Source organism: Streptomyces sp. NPDC048416 (assembly GCF_043200435.1).
Classification (GTDB): domain Bacteria; phylum Actinomycetota; class Actinomycetes; order Streptomycetales; family Streptomycetaceae; genus Streptomyces.
Map to the genome: position 1 here is coordinate 49,570 of NZ_JBICXU010000022.1, position 22,918 is coordinate 72,487.

14 protein-coding genes are annotated in these 22,918 nt (G+C 70.8%); 9 read left to right on the forward strand and 5 right to left on the reverse strand.

The features are described 5' to 3' along the window. Positions 1-502 precede the first annotated feature (502 nt). The 8 genes from ACGFW5_RS24740 (at position 503) to ACGFW5_RS24775 (ending at position 14,640) form a co-directional block, all read left to right on the forward strand. A complete protein-coding gene (locus tag ACGFW5_RS24740; RefSeq protein ID WP_393836475.1) occupies positions 503-6,700 on the forward strand; it encodes an SDR family NAD(P)-dependent oxidoreductase in 6,198 nt (2,065 codons plus the stop codon). A gap of 542 nt (positions 6,701-7,242) precedes the next feature. Further along, positions 7,243-9,111: a 3-hydroxyacyl-ACP dehydratase gene (locus ACGFW5_RS24745; RefSeq protein WP_393836476.1), complete on the forward strand. Its 1,869-nt coding sequence runs from the start codon at positions 7,243-7,245 to the stop codon at positions 9,109-9,111. Further along, positions 9,108-10,775, forward strand: coding sequence for a PfaD family polyunsaturated fatty acid/polyketide biosynthesis protein (locus ACGFW5_RS24750; RefSeq protein ID WP_393836477.1), 1,668 nt, complete (start codon positions 9,108-9,110; stop codon positions 10,773-10,775). The genes ACGFW5_RS24745 and ACGFW5_RS24750 overlap by 4 nt, the downstream gene beginning before the upstream one ends. Beyond that, positions 10,763-11,671, forward strand: coding sequence for a hypothetical protein (locus ACGFW5_RS24755; protein WP_393836478.1), 909 nt, complete (start codon positions 10,763-10,765; stop codon positions 11,669-11,671). Before ACGFW5_RS24750 ends, ACGFW5_RS24755 begins: the two co-directional genes overlap by 13 nt. 37 nt (positions 11,672-11,708) lie before the next feature. Further along, complete coding sequence (locus ACGFW5_RS24760; RefSeq protein WP_393836479.1) at positions 11,709-13,037, forward strand: aldehyde dehydrogenase family protein; 1,329 nt, start codon at positions 11,709-11,711, stop codon at positions 13,035-13,037. 48 nt (positions 13,038-13,085) lie between these two features. Next, positions 13,086-13,775 carry a DUF6230 family protein gene (locus ACGFW5_RS24765; protein WP_393836480.1) on the forward strand — a complete coding sequence of 230 codons (690 nt, stop codon included), beginning with the start codon at positions 13,086-13,088 and terminating at the stop codon, positions 13,773-13,775. Next, complete coding sequence (locus ACGFW5_RS24770) at positions 13,766-14,119, forward strand: DUF6114 domain-containing protein (RefSeq protein ID WP_393836481.1); 354 nt, start codon at positions 13,766-13,768, stop codon at positions 14,117-14,119. The genes ACGFW5_RS24765 and ACGFW5_RS24770 overlap by 10 nt, the downstream gene beginning before the upstream one ends. A 26-nt stretch (positions 14,120-14,145) precedes the next feature. Further along, entirely contained in the window at positions 14,146-14,640 is a 495-nt protein-coding gene (locus ACGFW5_RS24775; RefSeq protein WP_393836482.1) for a hypothetical protein, read from the forward strand. A 176-nt stretch (positions 14,641-14,816) separates the two neighbouring features. Here ACGFW5_RS24775 and uvrA read toward each other — a convergent pair whose 3' ends face one another. Together uvrA and ACGFW5_RS24785 are read right to left on the reverse strand one after the other, a co-directional pair. Then, positions 14,817-17,294 (reverse strand): excinuclease ABC subunit UvrA, encoded by a 2,478-nt coding sequence (gene uvrA / locus ACGFW5_RS24780; protein ID WP_393836483.1) that lies wholly within the window; start codon positions 17,292-17,294, stop codon positions 14,817-14,819. A gap of 237 nt (positions 17,295-17,531) precedes the next feature. Continuing rightward, complete coding sequence (locus tag ACGFW5_RS24785) at positions 17,532-18,161, reverse strand: polysaccharide deacetylase (protein ID WP_393836484.1); 630 nt, start codon at positions 18,159-18,161, stop codon at positions 17,532-17,534. 562 nt (positions 18,162-18,723) lie between these two features. Between ACGFW5_RS24785 and ACGFW5_RS24790 the strand changes: the two genes are divergently transcribed. Continuing rightward, entirely contained in the window at positions 18,724-19,476 is a 753-nt protein-coding gene (locus ACGFW5_RS24790; RefSeq protein WP_393836485.1) for an aspartyl/asparaginyl beta-hydroxylase domain-containing protein, read from the forward strand. A gap of 33 nt (positions 19,477-19,509) precedes the next feature. Here the strand turns inward: ACGFW5_RS24790 and ACGFW5_RS24795 are convergent, their stop codons facing one another. From ACGFW5_RS24795 to ACGFW5_RS24805, 3 genes are read right to left on the reverse strand one after another with little or no spacing between them, the layout of a single operon-like run. Further along, positions 19,510-20,037 (reverse strand): copper chaperone PCu(A)C, encoded by a 528-nt coding sequence (locus tag ACGFW5_RS24795; RefSeq protein ID WP_393836486.1) that lies wholly within the window; start codon positions 20,035-20,037, stop codon positions 19,510-19,512. Beyond that, on the reverse strand, positions 20,034-22,406 hold the full coding sequence (locus ACGFW5_RS24800) for a heavy metal translocating P-type ATPase (protein ID WP_393836487.1): 2,373 nt from the start codon (positions 22,404-22,406) through the stop codon (positions 20,034-20,036). Before ACGFW5_RS24800 ends, ACGFW5_RS24795 begins: the two co-directional genes overlap by 4 nt. Continuing rightward, entirely contained in the window at positions 22,403-22,627 is a 225-nt protein-coding gene (locus ACGFW5_RS24805) for a hypothetical protein (protein ID WP_393836488.1), read from the reverse strand. Before ACGFW5_RS24805 ends, ACGFW5_RS24800 begins: the two co-directional genes overlap by 4 nt. Positions 22,628-22,918 lie beyond the last annotated feature (291 nt).

Here is a 22,918-nt window from a genome sequence, read left to right on the forward strand (position 1 = left end):
CTCGCCGACTGGAAGCAGCACCCCCGCTGCCCTCGCGGGTCGCGGTGGTCGTCGGCCTTGCGCTCGTAGCGGCGGTGGAGCAGGAACCCACCATCGCATTGCAGGCAAGTCCAGCCGACGAAAACACCTGCCCTGCAACCTTCCCTGGCCCCTCCCCCCTTGCATTCACGCATGGGCCCGGAGTTGCATTCGAGGATTTTACTTACGAGTCGATCACTGGGTTAGGCGTTCATTCCTATCACCGGATCGCCCCAAGAAGCACGAATGAGAGAGGCGACGCCATGTCACTCAAATTGATTGTTGTTCCGATTGCCCAACGGCTCGCCGAAGCCCCGCTGGGGCCATGAAACGGCCCTCGGAAACCGAGCCGACGGTGTCCCTGAGTCAATGGACACAGTTCCCCCATGACATCGTGAGGGATCGCCCGGAGACCGCCCAGAAAGCGTTCTTCGGACTTTAGAACATCACGCTTTTTCGCTTTGGCGATCATGGACGGAACGCGATGACGAACGCAGAAGATTTTCGGCTTGCTCGAAGCCCCATCGCCATTACAGGTGTCGCCGGCATGTTTCCGCAGGCCGCAGATGTCAGAGAGTTCTGGCGCAACGTCGTGACCGGCCTCGACTGCATCACCGAGGTGCCGGAGAAGAGCTGGAGGGTCGGCGATCACTATGACCCGGCCATGGGCGCCGAGGACAAGACGTACGCTCGGCGTGGAGGTTTTCTGCCGCCGACGGTATTCGACCCGGTAGAGTTCTCGATGCCGCCGTCCACCCTTGGTTCCATCGGCCTCGTGCAACTGCTGAGCCTTCAGGTGGCACGGGACGTTCTCGCTGACGCCCGGTGTCCTGAGGCGGACTGGTACGACTCGTCTCGTACCGGCGTGATCCTCGGCGTGTGCGGCCAGAACACCACCATGTTTCCGCTGGGGTCGCGACTTTACGGGCCGGTGGTGCGAGAGGTGGCCCTCAGTTGCGGGCTTTCGCCGCAGGACGCCGAGGAGATGGTGCGCAGGTTCAAGGCAGCCTCACCCCAGTGGACCGAGGACAGTTTTCCCGGCACGCTCGCCAATGTGGTGGCCGGCCGCATCGCCAACCGCTTCGGCTTCGGTGCGGCGAACTGCACGGTCGATGCCGCGTGCGCCAGCTCGCTGGCTGCCCTGCGCATGGCCGTCAGTGAACTGGTCGAGCACCGGGCCGACTTGATGATCACCGGCGGCTGCGACGCGGACAACTCCCTCACGGCATTCATGTGTTTCAGCAAGACGCCCGCCCTCTCCCCCAGCGGTGCGGTGCGGCCCTTCGACAAGTCGGCCGACGGCACGCTGATCGGGGAGGGAATCGGCATGCTGGCGCTGAAGCGGCTCGCCGACGCCGAGCGCGACGGAGACCGGATCTATGCCGTACTGCGCGGTCTCGGCAGCTCAAGCGACGGGCGCACACCGAGCATCTACGGCCCGAGCGGACAGGGCCAACTGGCCGCCCTGCGACGGGCTTACGAAGATGCCGAACTCCCCGTCGGCTGTGTGCAGCTCATCGAAGCACATGGCACCGGGACCGCGGTGGGTGACGCCGTGGAGCTCGGCGCGCTGAGCACACTTTTGGAGCCTGCCGGGCCCGCCCACCGAGCCGCCGTCGGCAGCGTCAAGTCCCAGATCGGCCACACCAAGGCCGCGGCCGGAGCAGCTGGGCTCATCAAGACCGCGCTCGCGCTGCACCACAAGGTGCTGCCCCCGACGATCAACGTCGATGCGGTGAGTGACGCGGCCGACCAGGAAGCCCTGTACGTCAACAGGCAGGCCCGGCCCTGGGTCGGTGAATCCCATCGCCCCGTGCGCCGCGGGGGTGTCTCCGCCTTTGGGTTCGGCGGGGTCAACTTCCACGCGATTCTGGAGGAGTACTCGGCCTCCGAGCCCGTGGCGCCGGTGTGGCACCACGCACCCACAGCTCATGTGTGGCATGCGCCGGACGTGGAGAGTTTGCTGGAGCGGCTGCGCGCGGGCTCGGCGCCGGAGGCGGACGGGCCCGTCCCCGCCGGCCACGTCCGGCTGGGAGTGCTGGCCGCGGGGGACTCCGAACGGGCATCGCTGGTGGCACAGGCGATCCTGCGCTTGGAGGACGACCCGGCCGCGAACAGTTGGGAGCTGCCCGGTCGAGCGATGTACCGACGCGCCGCTGTGCCGCCCGATACCAAGGTGGCGGCTCTGTTCGCGGGGCAGGGGAGCCAGTACGTCGACATGGGCAGGCAGGCGCTGCTCGCCTTTCCGCCGGTCCGGGCGGCCTTCGATCTGGCCAACGCCCTGTGGGACCCGCAGGTGTCGGACGGCGAAACGCTCGCCGACGTGGTCTTCCCCGCTCTGGGACAGTATGAGCAGAGGGTCAGCGCGGCCAAGCTGCGGCGCACGTCCTACGCCCAGGCGGCCATCGGGGCCCTCGCCATGGGCCAGTACCGCTTCCTCGTCGAGCTGGGTCTCGCTCCCGATGGTCTGCTGGGTCACAGCTGTGGCGAACTGACCGCGCTGTGGGCTGCCGGAAGCCTGAGCGACGACGACTGCCTGGCTCTCACGCGCAAGCGTGGGCAGGCCATGGAGCCCGCCGGTCAGGCGGACGACTTCGACAGCGGGGCCATGCTCGCGATCCGTGCGACTCGCGAGGTCTGGGAGGAACTGGAGTCCTTCCACCCGGAGTTGACCGTGTGCAACATCAACGCGCCGGACGAACTCGTCGTGGGTGGTCCCACCCCGGCCGTGGAAGCGCTCGTTGCCGACTGCGGCGGCCGGCGCGTGGCGACCCACCGTCTGTCGGTCGCCGGGGCCTTTCACACACCCCTGGTCAAGGAGGCCGCCGACGCTTTTGCCGAGGCCGTGGCCGCGGTGGAGCTTCTGCCTCCGGCAAGGCCGGTGTTTCCCGGCTCCCCGGGCGCCTCGTACGGAGCCGATCCCGTGGCCAATCGACAGACGCTCAGCGAACAGATGCTGCGGCCGGTGGACTTCGCGAGCCGGGTACGCGACATGTACGCCGCCGGATTCCGAGTGTTCGTCGAGTTCGGTCCGGGACAGGTCCTGAGCCGGCTCGTCTCACGCATCGTGGACGATCCGGCAGTCGAGGTGATGGCCACGGACGGTGGTGTCGGAGCCGACAGCGCGGCGACGCTGATGCACGCCGCACTGCGCCTGGCGGTGCTGGGCCTCGACATCCATGACATCAACCGCTACCAGGCCGCCCCTCCCCCGGCGCGCGCCACCGCCTCTCCAGTGGCGCGCCTTCTTGAAGGGCCGTCCTTCGCGGTGGAGGCCTGCCGCCCCCATTACGAAGACGTCCTCTCCAGGACGTATCAGTGCACTCCCGCCTCCGCCCGGACGGCCGAGCAAGAGCCGCCGCCATTGCCGGAAACCGGTCCTTGGCCGGACGCCGCGACCGAGCAACTGGGCCTGCATGCACAGTATTTGGAGGGGCAGCTGCATACAGCCCGCAGGTTGACCGATCTGGTGGCCGGGGAGGCGGGACGAGAACCGCGCCCTGCGCTGCTCGCCCAGGTCGAGGCCGTCAAGGAGCACAGCCTCGCACTCAGCCGGGCGCACATCCACGCCCAGGACGTCATGCTCGAACTCGTTCGGCTGCAACAGCACGGCCCCAGGACGGTGACAGCGCAGGAGGGTGGGGCGGCGACCGCGGACGCCGGCCCGCCGCGCGGCGAAGCCGGAGCCGGCGTATCCGGGACCGGCGTATCCGGGGCCGGCGTATCCGGGCCCGTACCTCCTTCGCACGCGGTGGTGTCCCTCCCCCGCCAGTTGCCTTCGAGCCAGCCCCCCACGGCGCCCGGTGGTGCCGCCGTGCACGGGGAAGACGCGACGGCAAGGCCGGACGACAAGGGTGTCCCGGCCGCACATCCGGTAGCACATCAGGACGCGCTACCACAGCCTGCGGCATGGGCGGTGGATGTGGCACAGGCCGAACAGATCCTGCGCGAGCTGGTGGCCGAGAAGACCGGCTACACCGTCGAGATGGTCGCGCCCGACCTGGACATCCAGGCCGACTTGGGCATTGACTCGCTCAAACAAGTCGAGATCGCCTCGGAGGCGTGGAGGCGCTATCCCTTCCTGCCGCGCGAGGAGATCTACCGGTTCGCCCAGGCGCGCACCGTAGGGGAACTCGCCCTCCTGCTGACCGAGATCGCCACCCCTTCGACCGCAGGGCCAGAGGGCGAGCACCGCCCCGCTCCGGTCGGCAGGGGGCATCTGACCCTGCGCCCCCTGCCCGAGGCGGACGCGCTGGCCGACGCCTTCGGCCCACAGCCCACCGCCCTCGTCCTGAACGACGGCAGCGCGCTGACCGCGGCCGTGTCCGCGGCCCTTTCCGGGGACGGATGGGACGTCCGGGGGCTGACGCTGCCCGGCGCCGCGGCCGAGGGACCAGGCGTCCTCGGCGACTGGCAGGAAGACACCCTGAGCCGTCGGATCACCGAGGCGCTGGCCACCGCGGAGCGGTTGGACCTGTGCGTGCTGCCCGCAGGGCGCGACGCTTCCGTCAGGGGCATCGACGAAGCGGTTGCCCGATTGAGTCATGCGGTGCTGGTCGCCAAGCACGTCACCCCGGCCCTCAAGGACACGGTCCGCGCCGGGTACCGGGCTGCTTTCATGGCGGTGACCCAGCTGGACGGTGCCCTGGGGCTGAAGGGCAGCGGCGGCGACGAGTCCGTCGCCCTCCTCGGTGGCCTGGGCGGTCTGGTCAAGGCCCTCGGGGTCGAGGAGCCTGAACTGTTCTGCCGCGCCGTGGACATCGCCCCCGGGCTCGACCCTTCGGCGGCGGCCGCACGTTTCATGACGGAGACGACCGACGCGGTGCGGGTGGTGGAGGTCGCCTGGGACGGAACCCAGCGCTCTGCCCTCACCGTGACGCCCGCGAACTCCGGGTCCGTGACGCCTGCGAACTCCGGGTCCGTGATGCCTGCGGCCTCCGGGTCCGTCATTCCTGCGGTCGCCGCTCCGGCGGCCTCGGACCTTCTGGTGGTCACCGGTGGGGCACGAGGGATCACCGCTTGGTGCTGCGCCACCCTGGCGGCCGAGCAGTCCTGCGGTTTCGTCCTGCTGGGCCGCACCGCCCTCCGGGAGGTGCCCGCATGGGCTGCCGGCCACGACGATCCGGCCGCGCTCGCCGCGGCCTGCCGTGAGCATGCCGCAGCCGCAGGGCGGGACGTCGATTCTCCCGAGGCGCGCGATGCGCTGGACGCCGAGGTATCCGCGGTCCTCCAACAGGCCGAGATCCGGGCCACGTTGGCTGCTCTGCACGGGCAGGGAGTGGAGGCGACCTATGTGACGGCCGACGTGGCCGACCCGGCGGCAGTGGAGGCAGCGCTCGCTCCCCATGCCGCCCGCGTCACGGGCGTCATCCACGGCGCCGGTGTCCTCGCCGACAAGCCACTCTCCCGGAAAACACCCGGGGACATCGCGCACGTGGTGGGCACCAAGATCACTGGTCTGCTGAACGTGCTGGCCGCCCTGCCCGCCGAGAACCTGCGTCATCTCGTGGTCTTCACCTCCGTCTCCGGCATCTACGGCAACGGCCGCCAGACGGACTACGCGATGGCGAACGAGGCTCTGAACCGTTTCGCCTGTGCCTGGCAGGCGGCACATCCCGCGTGCGAGGTCAGCGCCATGGCGTGGGGTCCCTGGCAGGGCGGCATGGCATCCGCCGAAGCCCAGGCCCTGTTCACCCAGCTCGGCGTCGGGCTGCTCTCCCGTGAGCAGGGATGTGCGTATTTCAGCGAAGAGCTCGCCGCCGGCGCAGGCGCCGGCACGGTGAGCGTGCTGGGCCCGCTGCGCTCGATCTTCCGGGCGCCCGCGCTGCCCGCACGGGGCATCACGCTGCTGCGCGACCTCGACGGCCTGGCTCAGGAGTCGGTCCTGGCCGACCACAGCATTGACGGCCTTCCCGTACTGCCGATGACGGCGGCCGTCGGGTGGGGTGTCAACGTGACCGAACAGCTGCGGGACGGCCGGTCCGTGACCGAGGTCCGCGACTTCCAGGTACGCAAGGGTATGGTTCTGGACGGTTCGCAGCCACCTCGCGCGCGCGTGGTCGCGCAGCCGGCGGGCGACGCCACGGACGAGCTGCGCCTGGCCTTCCACGACGACGGCGTGAACACCCCACTGCCGCGCTACGAGGGCGTGTTCCGCACCACGCAAGCTGGAGCCGCCCCGCCCCGCCTGAGTCTGCCGGCCGGCCCTCGGCCCGGATCCGGCACACACGGTGCCTACCGCGACGGCTTCCTCTTTCACGGCCCCCTGTTGCAGGGCCTGGGCCAGGTCCTTGAGCAGAACGACACCTGTTTGACGATTGCCGCCCAACTGCCCGACCCGCAGCTGGCTCACGGTGCCTATGCGGGCACCCTCTACAGTCCCGCTCTGGCCGACCTGCTCCTGCAGGCGGCGGCCCTGCTCGGGCGTCGGGTCTACGGCCACCGGTGCCTGCCGGTCGCCGTGGCACGGGTCGAGCTCTTCGCGCCGCTGCCGGACGACGAACCGTTCGTCATCGTCGTCGAACTTCTGGAGCAGGAGCCCCTGGAGCTCACCTGCACCGTCACCGCCTGCGACCCGCAAGGCCAGGTACTCCAACGCTGGCACGCCGTCAAGGGCATCGTGGCAGCGCCGGAGCTGGGCAGCCGGGCCGCCTGGCCGGCGCCGCGGATGGCCGGCGCGTGATGCGGCCCCCCAGCACCTTCCCGTCCTGCCCCACCGGAACGAACAGACACGAGTGCATGAACGACCTGACATTCGACGCATCCCTCGTCCCATGGTGGCCGGAGGCAGCCGACGAAAGCCCCAAGGAGCAGCCTGGGGCGCCCGCCTCATCGCCGGAACCCACTCGGACTCCCGCGCCCACCGCAGGTCCGACGGAGGAAATCGCCGCCGCCGTCCGCACCGCCCACAGGGCCGCGCTACGAGCTCACCGTGCCCTTCAGGAATGGCTCCTGGCAGACGACACCTCCGGCCCGAGGACGCACACGGGGCCCGCGACCCCGGCTCCTGCCCAAGACGCGACACGGGATGCGACAGCCCAGACCCCTGCCCGCCGCGCCTTCCCCGTCCTTGTGCAGCAAGCCACCACGCGTGCCTGTGCGGCGGCCCCGCCCCTGGCCGCCCCTCCCCTCCCGGCCGACAACGAACCGCGCCGCCTCTCCACGCTGCGCGCCACATTGACGTGGCGCCAGACGGCGCAACCCACCAGCATCGGCGGTCTCCGAGTGACCGCCGTCCCTTCCCAGGGCCGTCCAGACACCCACGTCTGGGAGGTCTGTCACGACGGTCTGCCCCTCGCAGAGGTGTCCGGCCTGAGCGGGCCCCTCGCCCTGTCCGCCACGCCGTGGCCCGTACGGCAACTTCCCGCGCAGCCGCGCCAGTTCCGTGCCCTGGCCCAGGCTGCCCGCCATCGGCTGCGCCGAGCCGAACTGGACCGACTGAGCAACGGAGACCTCGTCGGCGTTCTCGGCGCGCCCTTCGGTCCCGGTGACAGCTCCACGATCCCGGACCGGACCGCAGACGCGTTCGCTCTCCTGGAGGACGTCGTCCTGACCGGCACCGGCACCGGCCGCTACCGCCAGGGCCGGGTGACAGCAACGCTGCGCAGCGGTACGGGCGAGCCTGTCACCTGGCAGACACTGCTGTTCGCCGCATGGCAGGCACTCCACGTCCACGCGCTGCACCAGGGGCTGCACTTGTGCCTGCCCGGCCCTCGCCCGGCGCCCTGGACCGAGGAGCCCGTCCACATCGAAGTACGGGACGCCGCCGACCTGCGAGGTGCGCTCACGCTGGAGGCTGAGATCGTCTCGATCAGTCTGGTTCCGCGCCCCCACGTGACGGCGGACGTGTCCTTCGGCGACGGTCGCACCACGATCGCCCGTCTGCACTCCGTGGGCTGCGTTCTGCGGGAACCGCCAGAACGCGATCTCGGCCCGGGTGACAGCGGCGTTGCTCAGCGCCGCACTGAAGACGGGCAACAGTGCTTCGCCAACGAACTGCACATGGCTCACGCTGCGGAGGGCGACCTGCGCATCGCCCATGGCACGGCCCGCAATTGTTCGGCACGCCTGGTCCGGCCCCGGCTTCCCCGAGGCGACCTGCTGATGCTGGACCGCCTGGTGGACTCACCTGCCGAGCCCGGCCAGTACCCCGCAGGCTCGTCGTATGTCACCGAGTATGACGTGCCGGCCTCGCCCTGGTACATCGACGAGAACGGGGGACGTACCCCGCACCTGTTCCTCCTGGAGACTTCCCTGCAAGCCGCCGCTTTCGTCGGAGCCTCCCTGGGTGCCTGCATGGAGTACCCGGACCAGGACCTGACCGTACGCAATCTCGAAGGCTGCTCCCGGCTGCTGCAAGCCGTGGACCTGCGCGGCCGCACCATTCGCCAGCGTACGACTTTGCTCGCCCATACGCCGCTGCCGGGCGCGTCCCTCCAACGGTACGGATATGAACTGGCCGTGGGCGGTGAGACGTTCTATACGGGAGAGGCCGTCCACGGCTTCTTCACCGAGCCGGTCCTCGCGCACCAGCAGGGGTTGGACGGGGGCCGTCTCGTGCCGCCCTGGCTTCAACTCCAGACACCACGGCCCGTTACGCGACCCCTGGAGCCGGCCGTACATTCCGGCGCCTCGGGGCGGCTCGCCTTCCTGGCACGCGCCACCACCGAGTTCGTCGAGCACGGGGGACGGTACGGACGGGGCTATCTGCTCTGCGACAAACCCATCGACCCCGACGACTGGTTCTTCGACCAGCACTTCCTGCACGACCCGGTCATGCCGGGCTCGTGCGGCATCGAACTGCTCTTGCAGATGACCCGGGCCTGTGTGCGCTCCGCGGGGATCATCACCGGCCCCCGTCCTGAGCCGGTGCCCCTGCTCGGGGCAGAACTGCGCTGGACCTATCGCGGCCAGATCCAGCCGCACCACCGAGGCATCCAGGCCGAGGTGCACGTACGCGAAGTCGTCCGTGAAGGAGGCGGCTGGACCGTGACGGCGGAAGGCAGCGTATGGCGGGACGGGCTGCGCATCTACGCCGTGCATGACATCGCCCTGCGCGTCCCCGGCGACCGCTCGGCGCGGGGGGACTCATGAGCGTGCACTTCGACGCTGCGGGGGTGCGCTCCGTCCTGACCGACCTTGGACGGCCCTGCTACGTGGTGGCTTCCCAAGGGCGGACAGGCGTCACCGACGAGCGGCCCGGGCGTGACGCGCGGGTGGTGGCCGTGGCGGCCCCTGTCAGCGTGCGGCACCTGGGTTCGCCCGCCTTCCTGGACCGCCACGGGCTGCGGTTCCCGTACATGGCGGGCTCGATGGCCGGCGGCATCTCTTCCGTGGAACTGGTCACGGCCATGGCTCGCGGCGGCCACCTGGCGTCCTTCGGGGCGGCAGGGCTGCCCGCTGACCGCGTCGACGAAGCCGTGCGACGGCTGCGGCGCGAACTGCCGAACCTGCCGTGGGCGTGCAACCTGATCCACAGTCCGGCCGATCCCGCGGCCGAACGCCGGTGCGTCGATCTGTATCTGCACCACCAGATGCCGTGCGTCGAGGCATCCGCGTTCATCCAGCCCACCGCCGATCTGGTCCGCTACCGTGCCGCTGGACTGCACCCCGGGCCGGACGGCGCTGTCCAGATCAGGCACCGTGTCATCGCCAAGGTCTCCCGGGCCGCCACGGCGGCCTTCTTCCTGCGCCCGGCGCCCGGCGAGCTCCTGGCAGAACTCGTCCGCGACGGACGTCTCACCCCGGGCCAGGCCGAGCTGGCCCGGCGGGTACCGCTGGCCGACGACATCACCGTGGAGGCCGACTCCGCCGGGCACACCGACCGGCGCCCCCTGGTGACCCAGCTCCCCCTCCTTCTGGCGCTGCGCGACCGGGAGCGCCACGAGGGAGGTCTGGGCGGCGACGTGGGGATCGGTGCGGCGGGCGGCATCGGCACCCCGCACGCCGCGTTCGCCGCCTTCTCGCTGGGAGCGGATTACGTCGTGACCGGTTCCGTCAACCAGTCCTGCGTCGAGGCGGGGACATCACCGCAGGTGAAGGAGGCGCTGGCGGCGGCGGACATCGCGGACTGCGCGATGGCTCCGGCAGCCGACATGTTCGAGATGGGCGTGGACGTCCAAGTACTGCGCCGCGGCAGCCTGTTCGCGGGCAGGGCGGCCTGGCTCTACCGCCTCTATCGCACGCACAACGGTCTCGACGACCTCTCACCGCCGGACCGTCTGCGGCTGGAGGAACAGGTGCTGGGACGCCCGGTCACGGAAGTCTGGGCCGACGTGGCCGCGTATCTGAGCCGGCAGCGGCCCCAGGAGGCAGAGCGCGCCGCCCGCGAACCCAAGGTGCGCATGGCTCTGCTTTTTCGCTGGTACCTGGGCCTGTCCTCCCGTTGGGCGACCGACGGCGAGCCCACCCGCGTCGGCGACTACCAGATCTGGTGCGGCCCCGCGATGGGCGCGTTCAACGCCTGGGTGCACGGTTCCGCCTGGCAGAACCCGCGCAACCGCCGCGCCCCCGAGCTCGCGCAAGCGTTTCTCGACGGCGCCGCATACCAGGCACGACTGGCCCAACTGCGGTTCTGTGGCGTGCGGTTGCCCACCTGGTGCAGCGCCTGCCCACCGCCCGGGGCAGACTTGCGGCTCCCGCAGGAGGCCACCTCGCAGCCGCAGCTCCCCGCTCCCGTCGTCACAGCTCCGCTCGGCCGGGCCGCGTCACCTCAGCCGTCTTCCGCGGGAAGGGACCTGCCCACATGGTCGAAGTAGACGCCTTCTGGGCCTACGCCATCGGGGCGGGTTACGCCCTGTCGACGGCCGAGGAAGTGCAGGCGGCGACCGGGGACGTCCGAAGGCAACGGGCGGTGCGGGAGCGCCAGTTGGTAGCCACCCTGCTGTTCATGGGGTCGCTGTTCGTCCCCATGGGCATGTGCCTCGCGGTCCGCTTCCCCGGCTGGGAGACCATGTATGCGGTCGGGGCACTTCCGCCGTGGGGGCTCGGTCTGTTCAGTGCCGGTGTCACCGTGTGTGCCGCGCTCGGCCATCAGTGCGCGCACCGGCTGCTGGTGGGAGGCAGGACCTGGGCGGCGGCCCTTCAACTCGTCCTGGCGTACATCGGCATGTTCTTCGTGCTCATCCATGGCTGGGACGGGACCGGGCTCCACCGGCTCCTGGCGCCGAAACCGCAAGCGGACTTCCCCCGCGCGCTTCTTCCCTCATGGCAGGAGATCACCACCTGGCTGCGCTCCCCCGTTGCCCTCACGCTCCTGGTCATGGGGCTCGTTCTCATGCCGGCGCTGCTCCTGCTGAACGCCCGGGCCCATACGCGGGGCGTCCGTGCCCGCCTCGCGCCCTCGGCACCCCGCCGCCGCCTGCCCGGCCTTCGGGCCGTCAGCCAGATACTCCTCGTCGTCCTGGGGCCCTGCCTGGCCCTGGCTATCGGGGCCCACCTGGCGATCAGGGGACTCGGCGTCCCGCTCGGGGGGCTCCTGTGGGCCGCGTCCGCTGCCGTCCTGCTGCGACCGGGCGGGCTGCTGGCAGCTCACAGCCGCCGCATCCTTCTCCCCTCCGTCCACGGCCCGGGCCTACGCGGCGTGCCTCCCACCCCGCCCATCGGCCGGGCAGCCTCCGCGGCCATGCCCGCCGCCCCGGGCCCCCGCTCCTGATCCGGACATCGAGCAATCAGCGCCCTGGAGCGCCCTCATGCATTCGCTTCCGTACACCTACGAGGAGTTGCTCGGCGCCACGATGGCCCGCGCACTCGCAGCGGGAACCCTCCCACCCGCATCCCACGCGCAGGCCACCGTGCACAGCCTCCTGTCGGGACGTCCACTGCCGCCGCTCACGCTGTGCACGGCGGCCGATGCCCGCCAAGCCGTCGACCGAGGGCGTGAGGCGCAGGGCGCGTGGCTGGCGACCGGGCAGGCAGGCAGGCGCGCGACGGTCATCCGGCTACGCAGGGAAGTCGCCGCCGGGCGGGCCGCGTTCATGGCGGTGCTGCGCCACAGTGCGGGCTTCGGCATCAAGGACACGGTCGAGGAATGCCGGGACGCCGAGCGAGTACTGCGCCTCAGTACGTCGAGCCCACGGACCGCCGTGCGGTGGTGGCAGCGTCCCCCTTTCGCTCCCGCGCCCTATCAGGCCGCAGACATCGCTCCAGCCGTCACCGTCTCCTACTGCGACGACTCCCGCCCGCTGGCCGCCATGTTCGAGGGCGCACTGCCCGCGCTCCTCGCAGGTGCGGCAGTGGTCACCGATGTGAGCGCCCGCAGCGCGCCCGTGGCTCTGGCGGCAGCCGCTCTGGCCCGTGAAGTGGGCCTGCCCGCAGGGGTGTGGCAGGTGGCGGTGCGAGGGGAAGCCGCCGGGATGTCCGGCTCCGGCCTGCGCGCCGTCCTGGCCGAACACGCCGACGCTCTCGCTCCTCTGTGCTGTCCTCCGGGCGCGACCGGGCCAGTGGCGCGCCCCCGGCCGCCCTGTCTGCTCATCCTGCGTCACGACGGCAGTGCCCGCGCGGCCGCGCGGGCTGCGGTACGGGCATGCTTCGCGCGCGCCGGCCGCAGCTGCGCCGCCACGCCGCTCGTCGCCGTCCACGCCCGCCGGACCGAGGACTTCCTGGACGCCTTCGTCCGCGAGGCCCGGACGTTCACCGGCACGACGGCGCTGCCGGACGAGCTTCACCTGACCCGCCTGGTGGCGTGGGCCCACAGCCGCATGTCCGCCGGCGCCCGCCCACTCACGGACTGGAGCCCTCCCACGTACCGGCCAGGAGGGGCCCCGCCAGCCCCGGGGCCACTCCTGCTGCTGGACCCTGGCGCCCTGAGCGATCAGCGCCCGGAGATTCCGGTGGGGCCGGTCGCTCTCGTGACGCGGTTCACCCACTGGTCCGAAGTCCTTGACCACGCCCAGCACACGGGACACCACCTGGGTGTCTTCACCCGTGCGCCGATCTCCCAGCTGGCCCCCCAGTTCGCCGGCCTGGCCGGCCGTCGCATCCACCTCAACCAGCCACCACATGCGGGCCTGCTGCCCTGACACACCGTCGTGGCCGACCCCCGACCAGGACAGCGGAAAGGACACATCATGCGCTTCCCCTTCTTCGACCGCCCGACAGCGGGACCCATCGCAGCCGACGGGAGACCAGCACCAGGTGGGGACGGGCCCTGCGCGGCGCCCCCCACCGACCCCCCACGGGGAACGGACTGGCGGCGCTTCGCCCTCGTCGCGACCATCGCCGCCGTCCTGGGCGTGGCCGTGGTCGGCACGACCACGGCGGTCGCCCTGCCCGTGTCGTTCGCCGTCGCAGGCAGGTCATTCCAGGTGTCCGCGGAACGCCTGCACGGCGTGGGCGCCGTGCAGTTCGCCGCATTCGCCCAGGACTCCACCGGCTCGCCGCGCCCCGTGGCCATCGCCGGTATCAACAGTGCCCGCATCACCCGGCTGTGCCAGTCGTCCGTGGTGCACACCCCACTCGGGGCCATCACACTCACCATCAGGTCGGACGACGACGAACCCGTGACCGCCCGCAACCTGGTGCTCGATCTCGACCACCTCGACGGCGACCTGCGCTTCGGCCACGCCCAACTGGGCCGTGATGCAGCGACGTTGGACGCCGTGCCCGGCGTGCACGGCACGTCCGGCGCCTATGGACAACAGGCCCAGACCCTGGACATCGACCAGATGCAGCTCACCTCATGGTCCGTCACCGCCGGGTCCTTCGACCTGCGCGGCGCGCACATGGCCGTGCAGGAAGGCGACCACCCGTGCTTCTGACACAGCTCCTGCGGCGCAGGCCCGCCGCCGCCGCGCTGATCGTGCTCGTCTCCGCCCTGGAAGTTGCCGCCTTCCCCCTGGGCCGGCCCGCCTACCTCACCGTCCAGGGGTCCAGCGGCGCCGTCGCCATCGCGGTGGCCACGGGCCTGGCCGCGTGCGCAGCACACATGTGGTTCGTCCCCGTCCGCGCCGCACGCAGCGGATGGGCAGCGATCGCGCTCGGCGTCCTGTCCTACCCCCTGGCCAATCTCGGCGGATTCCTGGCGGGCATGGTGCTCGCCCTGCTGGGTGGGGCACTGGCCGTGGCGTGGCGGACCGCTCCCTCACCCACCGCCCGAACATGAGAAGCCCCGCGCAAGCACAGGGGGCCATGCGGTGGTTGCCCCTCCTTCTGGGAGCCGAGCTCATCCTGTCCTTCACATCGCCGCCGGCCCCGGCAGTGGCAGACCCCGCCGTCACACCCCGGCCCTGGCTGCACACCGGCGTCACCCTGTACGCCGACTCCCTCACCGTCCGAGGCCTGTTCTGCTTTCCCCTGCCGCTGCGCCCGGGCTCCCCCGCCTCCTGTACGGCCACGTCCATGGACGTCCGGCGCCCCCTCGTGCTCATCGACGACGGCACGGGAGGGGTGTGTGTCAAAGCAGCCCGGGCGCTGCTCACCGGCGACGTCCACTTTCACGCCGCAGTACTGAGCGGACGGCTCCTGGGCGTCCTGCCCGTCGCCCTCCCCACGAGCGCGATCCCGCCCCTCCCCATTCCGTACCTCACCCTCGATGGCGTCAAGGCAAAGGGAGTGCAACTCACCGCGACGAAGGTGTCCCTGACACGCCTGGACATAGCCGCCTCCGCACCATGCGATGGCTGACACATCCCAGCACTTCTGGCTGTCGCTCTACACGAGCTGCCCCTGTGAGGAAGCGGGAGCCAGCGGCTGAAGTGGTCAAGATGCGGCTGCGGCCCGCCGAGGTGGCCGAGCGGTTCGCCGCCCGTTGCGCCCCGAACCGGTGACGGGTGACCGGTGCTCAGCCCGTCGCGCCGTTGTCAGGGACGTGCGAGCCGGGCCGCGAGATAGGGCGCGGTGGCGCTGCGGCGGGCTTTCGCCACCTTGGCCGGCGGGCCCGCCGCGACCACTCGCCCGCCCGCGTCGCCGCCGCCCGGCCCGAGGTCGATGACCCAGTCGGCGGTGGCGATCGTGTCCAGGTCGTGCTCGACGACGACGACCGTGTTGCCCGCGTCGACGAGCCGGTGCAGCTGCCGCAGCAACAGCGCGATGTCCGCGGGGTGCAGCCCCGCCGTCGGCTCGTCGAGCAGGTAGAGCGCGTGCCCGCGGCGGGCCCGCTGCAGTTCGGTGGCGAGTTTGATGCGTTGCGCCTCACCACCGCTGAGTTCCGTGGCGGGCTGGCCGAGCCGCAGGTATCCCAGTCCCACCTCGCGCAACGTCTCCAGGCTGCGGGAGGCGGCCGGGACGGCGGACAGGAACGTGGCGGCGGCGTCGACGGACAGCGCCAGCACGTCCGCGATGTTCTTGCCGCGGTAGGTGACTTCCAGCGTTTCCGCGTTGTACCGGGCGCCGTGGCAGGACGGGCACGGCGCGTAGGTGCCGGGCAGGAACAGCAGCTCGACCGCGACGAATCCTTCGCCCTGGCAGGTCTCGCACCGCCCTTCGGGCACGTTGAAGGAGAAGCGCCCGGCCGAGTAGCCGCGCGCCCTGGCCTCGTCCGTCGCCGCGTACAGCTTGCGCACCGCGTCGAACAGACCCGTGTACGTGGCCAGGTTGGACCGGGGAGTGCGGCCGATGGGCCGTTGGTCGACCAGGACCAGCCGGTCGAAGGACTCGACCCCCGACGCGTCCTGGACGTCCACCTCCAGCCGCGCCTCGTCCGGCTCATCGGGCTCATCGGGTACGAGGCCGAGGTGGCCGCGGACGACCTCGGCGAGCACCTGCGTCACCAGTGTCGACTTACCGGAGCCGGACACGCCGGTCACCGCCGTCAGTACGCACAGCGGTACGTCGACGGACACGTCACGCAGATTGTGGCGGGAAACGCCGCGCAGGCGCAGCCGGCCGTGCGGTGTGCGCGGGCGGTGATCGAGCGGTTGGGCGCGCCCGAACAGGTACTGGCCCGTGGCCGAATCCCCCACCCGCTCAAGGCCGGCGACCGGGCCGCTGTACAGCACGCGCCCACCGCCCTCGCCCGCGCCGGGCCCGATGTCGACGACCCAGTCCGCCCGCCGTACGACGTCCATGTCGTGCTCCACGACGAACAGCGAGTTGCCCGCCGCCTTGAGGCGGTCCAGCACGTCGAGGAGCGGTTCCGCGTCGGCCGGGTGCAATCCCGCGGAGGGTTCGTCGAGAACGTAGACGACGCCGAACAGGCCCGAGCGCAGCTGGGTGGCGATGCGCAGCCGCTGCGCCTCGCCGGGCGACAGGGTCGTCGAGCGGCGTCCGAGGCTGAGATATCCAAGGCCCAGGTCGAGCAGGGTGTCGACCCGTGCGATCATGTCGCCGCAGATCCGGACCGCGACCTCGGTGGTCTCCCCGGACCGGGCGGTCGACGTGGTGGCGTCGGCCTTGGACCGCCCCGCGACGGGCCGCAGCAGCGCAGCGACGCCGGTGAGTGGGAGCGCGTTGATCTCGGCGATGGACCGTCCGGCGAAGGTCACGGCGAGCGCTTCGGGCCGCAGTCCGCTGCCGTGACACTCGGGGCAGGGCACACTCCTGACGAACCGGAGCGCCCGTTCGCGCATTTTCTCGCTCTTGGAGTCGGCGAGGACGTGCATGACGTGCTTGCGGGCGCTCCAGAACGTGCCCTGGTAGCCGTAGTCGATGCGGTCCTCCTCCGGCTCGATGTACACGGAGGGCTGTTCGTCCGTGTACAGCAGCCAGTCGCGGTCCTTCTTCCTGAGCCTGCGCCACGGCCGGTCGATGTCGATGCCCAGACCGTTCACGACACTGCGCAGGTTGGCGCCCTGCCAGGCGCCGGGCCAGGCGGCGATCGCCCCTTCGCGGATGCTCAGCGAGGGGTCCGGTACGAGCAGATCCTCGGCGACGTCGTGCACGACCCCCAGCCCGTGGCACTTTGGACAGGCGCCGGCGGCGGTGTTGGGTGAGAACGACTCGGCTTCCAGCCGGGCGGCCCCGGCCGGGTAGGTGCCGGCACGGGAGTACAGCATGCGCAGCAGATTGGACAGCGTGGTGAGGGTGCCGACCGTCGAGCGGGAGCTGGGCGACCCGCGTCGCTGCTGGAGCGCCACGGCGGGTGGCAGTCCGGTGATTTCCTGCACGTGCGGTGCGCCGACCTGCTGCAACAGGCGTCGGGCGTACGGTGCCACGGACTCGAAGTAGCGGCGCTGAGCCTCCGCGTAGAGCGTGCCGAACGCGAGCGAGGACTTTCCCGAACCGGAGACACCGGTGAAGGCGACCATCGCGTCCCGCGGAACGTCGACGTCGATGTTCCGCAGGTTGTTCTCACTGGCGCCCCGGACATGCACGAAGGGGCTGGTCGCGTCCTTGTTCACCGTTCCTGATTACCTGATCGCGCCGGGAACCGCGCGACGGACGCCGTCGCCGGGCCTTCGCCCACCCGCGCGTACGGAGGGCCCCGGCAGGAGCCGTTCCCACACAAGACGAGTCCCCTTCAGGTGGATCGGGACAGCAGGGGCGATGCCCACAGGGCATGGCCCCTGCTTCTCAGCCGTCAGCCGTGAGCCGTGAGCCGTCAGGCGTCCGGGCATCCGGGCGTCCGGGCATCCGGGTCAGACCCAGATGCGTACGGCCTCCATACGGCGGGACTGGCCCGTCGTCCCCGCGTAGACCGGGTTACCGGAGACCGAACTCAGCCAGCCGTAGCCCTCCACGTGCGCCTGCGCCCCTACGCTGCCCGAGCCGACCTGGACGCCCAGCGCCTCCATGCGGCGCGACTGGCCGGTGGTGCCCACCGTCACGACCTGTCCGTCCGAGCCGCACGCCCAGCCCTGCCAACCGATGTCGGCGAGGTGTGCGTCGGCGCAGACCCCGCCGACACCGCTGGTCGAGACGGCCAGGGCCTCCATCCGGCGGCTCTGCCCCGTCGTGCCCGCCACGGCGCCGTCACAGACGGCGGCCTGCCAGCCGATGTCCTGGACGTGGGCGGCGTAGCAGATGACCCGGGCGTTGGGTGCCAGCGCGGCGCGTGCCCTGCTCGTCGCTGCCTTCAGGTCCGCGACGACCGAGGCAGGCGTCTGGACGGCCGGACCGGACGTGCCCGCCGCGCTGATGGCCGGTGCTGCTGTGGGCGCCGTGACCGACGGCTGGACCTGTGCCTCGGCCGTGCCGACGCCCCCGAGCGTGCCGGCGAGCGCCAGGCCCAGGACAACTCCGGCGGCCTTCGTCATGGTCTTCTTCATGATTTTCCCCTCCTTGTACCGACTGGTCGCCCATATCTGTACCTGTGCGGGGAGCGGGGGAACAACCATGTGTCACAGCTACGGCTGAGACCAGTCCGGGCATGGCGCAGACCGGGACCTTGTGCCGTCACGGGTGGGTGTGCCTCGATCGCGTCACTTTGAACTACCGTGCGAGGCAAGGCAGTTGGAGACAAGGAGGCAGGAGGCAAGGCCCGCTGGACGCCGGACGAGGCGACCGGCGGATCGGCCGGCAGGTTGGGCCCATGGATCTGCGACACGGCCGAGTAGGAAATTCGCGGCTCTCCCGCGATAGCGATCCGAATCAACTGGCCACGCACGGAATTCCCTTGAGGAAGTCGGCCCACGGCGTCCCCCAGTTCCCAGGGACAGTCGAATTTCCGGAGCACCGGAAGCACGACCGGCGCATGGCACCATGCGCACCGTCTGCCGTGCCCCCAAAACCGGCCACGCCGTGCTTTTCCCTCGGAGACGGGATGGGTACGTCCTCGGTAGCCTCCACACCGTATGCAGGGACTGTGAAGCTCGACATCATGGAGATTTTATGACCCCGGAGATAGACGTCGCCTTCGCCGCCATCCGGAGCGAGTACGGAACGGATTCGATCGCCCGGGTGGAGCAGATGCTGGCGGCCGGAAAGGGGGATCGCCATCCGCTACAGAAGGAAGCCAAATGGATTTTACCGGGAGTTTCCCAGCAGGCCTGGCACGATCCATACAGCCACCCCGAGTTGGCACCGGTGGTGCGCGCCTTGGAGGCGAACCACGCGACGATAAGGGAGGAGTTGGAGGCCGCCTGGGGCGCCCGGCGGGAGGCGTTCTCCGATTACGAGCATTACCTCACACGCCAGACGGACTGGCAGGCTCTCTATCTCTTCCGCAAGGGCGGCCTGGCGCAGGAGGCGGCCGGCATGGTGCCGACCGCCTTCCAGGTGCTGAAGGAGCAGGCGGTCGACACCGGGAAGCTCTGTCCCCTGCTGGAGTGCCACTTCTCGACCCTGCTGCCCGGCGCGGCGATCGCTCCCCACTGTGACCTGTGGAACTTCAGCATCAACCTGCACCTGGCGGTCGACATCCCCGAGGGATGCGGCATCACGGTCGCGGGCGAGACGCGGTCGTGGGAGGAGGGCAAGTGCCTGCTCTTCGACTACTCCTTCGAGCACGAGGCGTGGAACCGAGGCACGCGTCCACGCACGTGCCTGCTGGTCGATTTGTGGCACCCGGAGACCACCGTCCCCGAGCGGAAGGCGCTCGTCGCCGCCGTCACCGAGATCCGCAAGCTGATGGGTGAAGGGTGAATCCGAGGAGAGCGCAGGAGCCGCCCTTCCTCGTCACGACCGCACCGGCACGGTCACCGTCTCCACGCTCACCCGGCCGGAGTCACGGAAGAACAGGTCGAAGCGGACCGTGTCCCCCGCCTTGAGCTCCGGCGGATCCGCGACCATGACGTCGACGCCGTACGGGGTCATCCGCACGCTGCTTCGGGCCGGGATCGTGAGGCTGCCCAACGGTTCCATGTGTCCCGCTCCGTCCTTCGTGACCCGGCGGCCCAGCATGACCGCCCCGAGCTGCGGCGAGGAGACGGACGTCAGCACGTCGTCGGTGGCCCCGGTGTTGCTGATGTCGAAGAAGGCGGCCGTGTTCTCGGAGTTGGGGGGCACGAAGATGCGGGCGTTACCGACGCTGATCCTTGCCGGCGCGTCACCCGCCGCACCCGTTGTCGTATAGGCCGTCAGCAGCAACAAGGCCGTGACGCACGTGACCACGGGTACCAGAGCGGCGCTGAGCGCGCCGGCCGTCACACGGCGCCAGGGCGGCGACGCTTGCTCGGCCGGGCCGGCGGGTGAGGGGGAACTCATCGGATCTCCTCCAGGGGCGAGGCGGCGCCGCCGTCCGCCGCGGACGGTGGTGTCGGACCGCCCTTGCCGGCGGAGGCAGACGCCGATGTGGAGCGGTAGCGGTTGCCGGGTGGCGCATAGGCGCGCAGCCGCAAACTGTTGGCGACCACCAGGACGGAACTCGCGGACATCGCCACGGCCGCGAACATCGGGTTGAGCCAGCCGGTGGCGGCCAGCGGCACGGTGACGAGGTTGTAGCCGAAGGCCCAGGTGAGGTTGGCGCGGATGGTGCTCAGGGTCCTGCGGGTGAGGTGGACGGCCGCGACCACGGCCTGCATGTCCTCGCGTACGAGGGTGATGTCGGCGGCGCCGATCGCCGCGTCGGTGCCGCCGCCCATGGCGATGCCCAGGTCGGCCGAGGCCAGCGCGGCCGCGTCGTTGACGCCGTCGCCGATCACCGCCACCCGGCGCCCCTCGTCGCGGAGTCGGGCCACGATGGCGGACTTGCCCTCCGGGGTGACCTCGGCGTGCACCGTGTCGATACGGACCTGCTCGGCCACGGCACGGGCGGCGGCCGGTCCGTCGCCGGTCACCAGGATGGGCTCGATGCCCAGTTTGCGCAGGTGCCGTACGGCGGAGTAGCTGGAGGGCCGCAGGGTGTCGCCGACCGCGAGGACACCGACTGGGTGACCGTCCCTCTCGACCACCACGGCGGTGCGAGCGGCGGCGTGGGCGTCGTCCACGGCGCGTTGCAGCGCCTGCGGGAGTGGGGCGTCGGGTCGTGGGCGGCCCACGGCGACCTCATGGCCCTCGACCCGGCCTCGGACACCGAGTCCGGGAACGGCACGGAAGTCGGCCACGGGGGGCAGCCGGCCGGCGTCCGCGGTCTGGCGGGCAGCGGCGGCGATGGCTCGACCGATGGGATGTTCGGAGCCGTGCTCGACCGCCCCCGCCAGGCGGAGGATCTTTCCCGCGTCTTCCCCGGCCACCACCGTCGTCCCGCCGAGGGACATGCGTCCGGTGGTGAGGGTGCCGGTCTTGTCGAAGACGACGGTGTCGATGTGCCGCAGCCGTTCCAGCGCTTCGGGGCCGCGAAGCAGGACGCCGAGCTGCGCGCCGCGCCCGGTGGCGGCCATGAAGGCGGTCGGGGTGGCCAGGCCGAGTGCGCAGGGACACGCGACGACCAGGACGGCGACCGCCGCGGTCACTGCGGCCGAAGGATCCGCCCCGGCGCCGAGCCAGAAGCCCAGTACCGTGCAGGCCACGGTCACGATCGCGGGTACGAAGACCCCGGCGACGGCGTCGGCCAGTCGCTGCATGCGCGCTTTTCCGGCCTGCGCGTCGCTCACCAGCCGGGTGATCCGGGCGAGTTGTGTGTCGGCGCCGACCGCGGTGGCCCGGACCACAAGCAGCCCGCCGGCGTTGACGGCGCCGCCCACCACGGCCGAGTCCGGCCCGACCTCCACCGGGACGCTCTCACCGGTCACCAGGGACAGGTCGAGGGCGGAGCTGCCGTCGGTGACCACACCGTCCGTGGCGACCTTCTCACCCGGTCGTACCAGGAACTCCTGGCCGACGCGGAGCGCGGAGACCGGGACCCGCCGACCCTGGTCACCCTCGCGCAACTCGACGTCCCTGGCGCCGATTTCGGCGAGCGCGCGCAGCGCCGATCCGGTTCCCCGCTTGGCACGTTCCTCCAGGTAGCGGCCGGCCAGCACGAACAGCGGCACGCTCACGGCCGCCTCCAGGTACAGATGCGCGCTCCCGCCGCCGGCCTCGGGCACCGGACTGAACGCCATGCGCATGCCCGGCCGGCCCGCGCCGCCGAAGTACAGGGCGTACGCGGACCAGGCGAACGAGGCGAACACGCCGAGGGAGATCAAGGTGTCCATGGTCGCCGTGGCATGCCGCAGACCCTTCACGGCCCGCTCGTGGAACGGCTTCGCGCTCCAACACACCACCGGAACAGCCAGGTTGAAGCACAACCACTGCCAGTAGGTGAACTGGAGGGACGGCACCATGGAGAGCAGGAGCACGGGCAGCGCGAGCAATGCCGTGATCAGCAGACGGCCCCCGTCCGTGACGCCGGCGCGAGCCTTCGGCTGCTCGCCTGCCGCGCCCGCGTGCTGCTCGTTCGCGGGTGGCGGCGGCAGTTCGGCCGTGTAACCGGCGCTCTCCACCACGGAGATCAACTGGGCGGCGGTCACCGACGCGGGGTGGGAGACACGGGCCCGTCCTGTCGCGAGGTTGACGGTGGCCGTCACCCCCTGGACGCGGCCCAGCTTCTTCTCGACCCGGCCCACGCACGCGGCGCACGTCATGCCGCCGACCAGCAGGTCGGTGGTCGCACCGGACTCGGCGGCCGTCTCATGCCGTTCGGGAGTGCTCATCGGCTCCCCCGGACTTCACGGTCGACCGGCCCGAGGCCGCGCATGCCCGGCATACCCGGCCCCTCGGAATCCCCGGACGCCGGCACGGTGCGGTGCATGCCAGGGGCCACCGGACCCGCCATGCGGCCCACGGCATAGGACACGGCCGTCAATGACACGAGCAGCACGACGAACGCCCATAAGACCGGGGGGACGAAAAAAACACGCTTCAACTTCACCATGCGTCCATACGGTAGGGGGGTACCCGACCAATGACGCGGCCGGGGTGTGTGACAAAAAACTTTGCTGTTGTCGGGAACCGGAGGACTCCGACATCCGACCCTCTATAATTGGGCATCCCCAGCCGTTTCAAAATATCGAGCTCCGGATCGCCCTGAACGATATCTCCGGCGGGGGGTCAACTCGATTGCCGGGGCGCTGAAATCAGCCATCCATGGTGCGTCAAGATTCGTCCGAGAGGGCTGGAACCAGCAGTCGCTGTCAGCCGACTTGTCGAATAGGGAGCCCGTCCT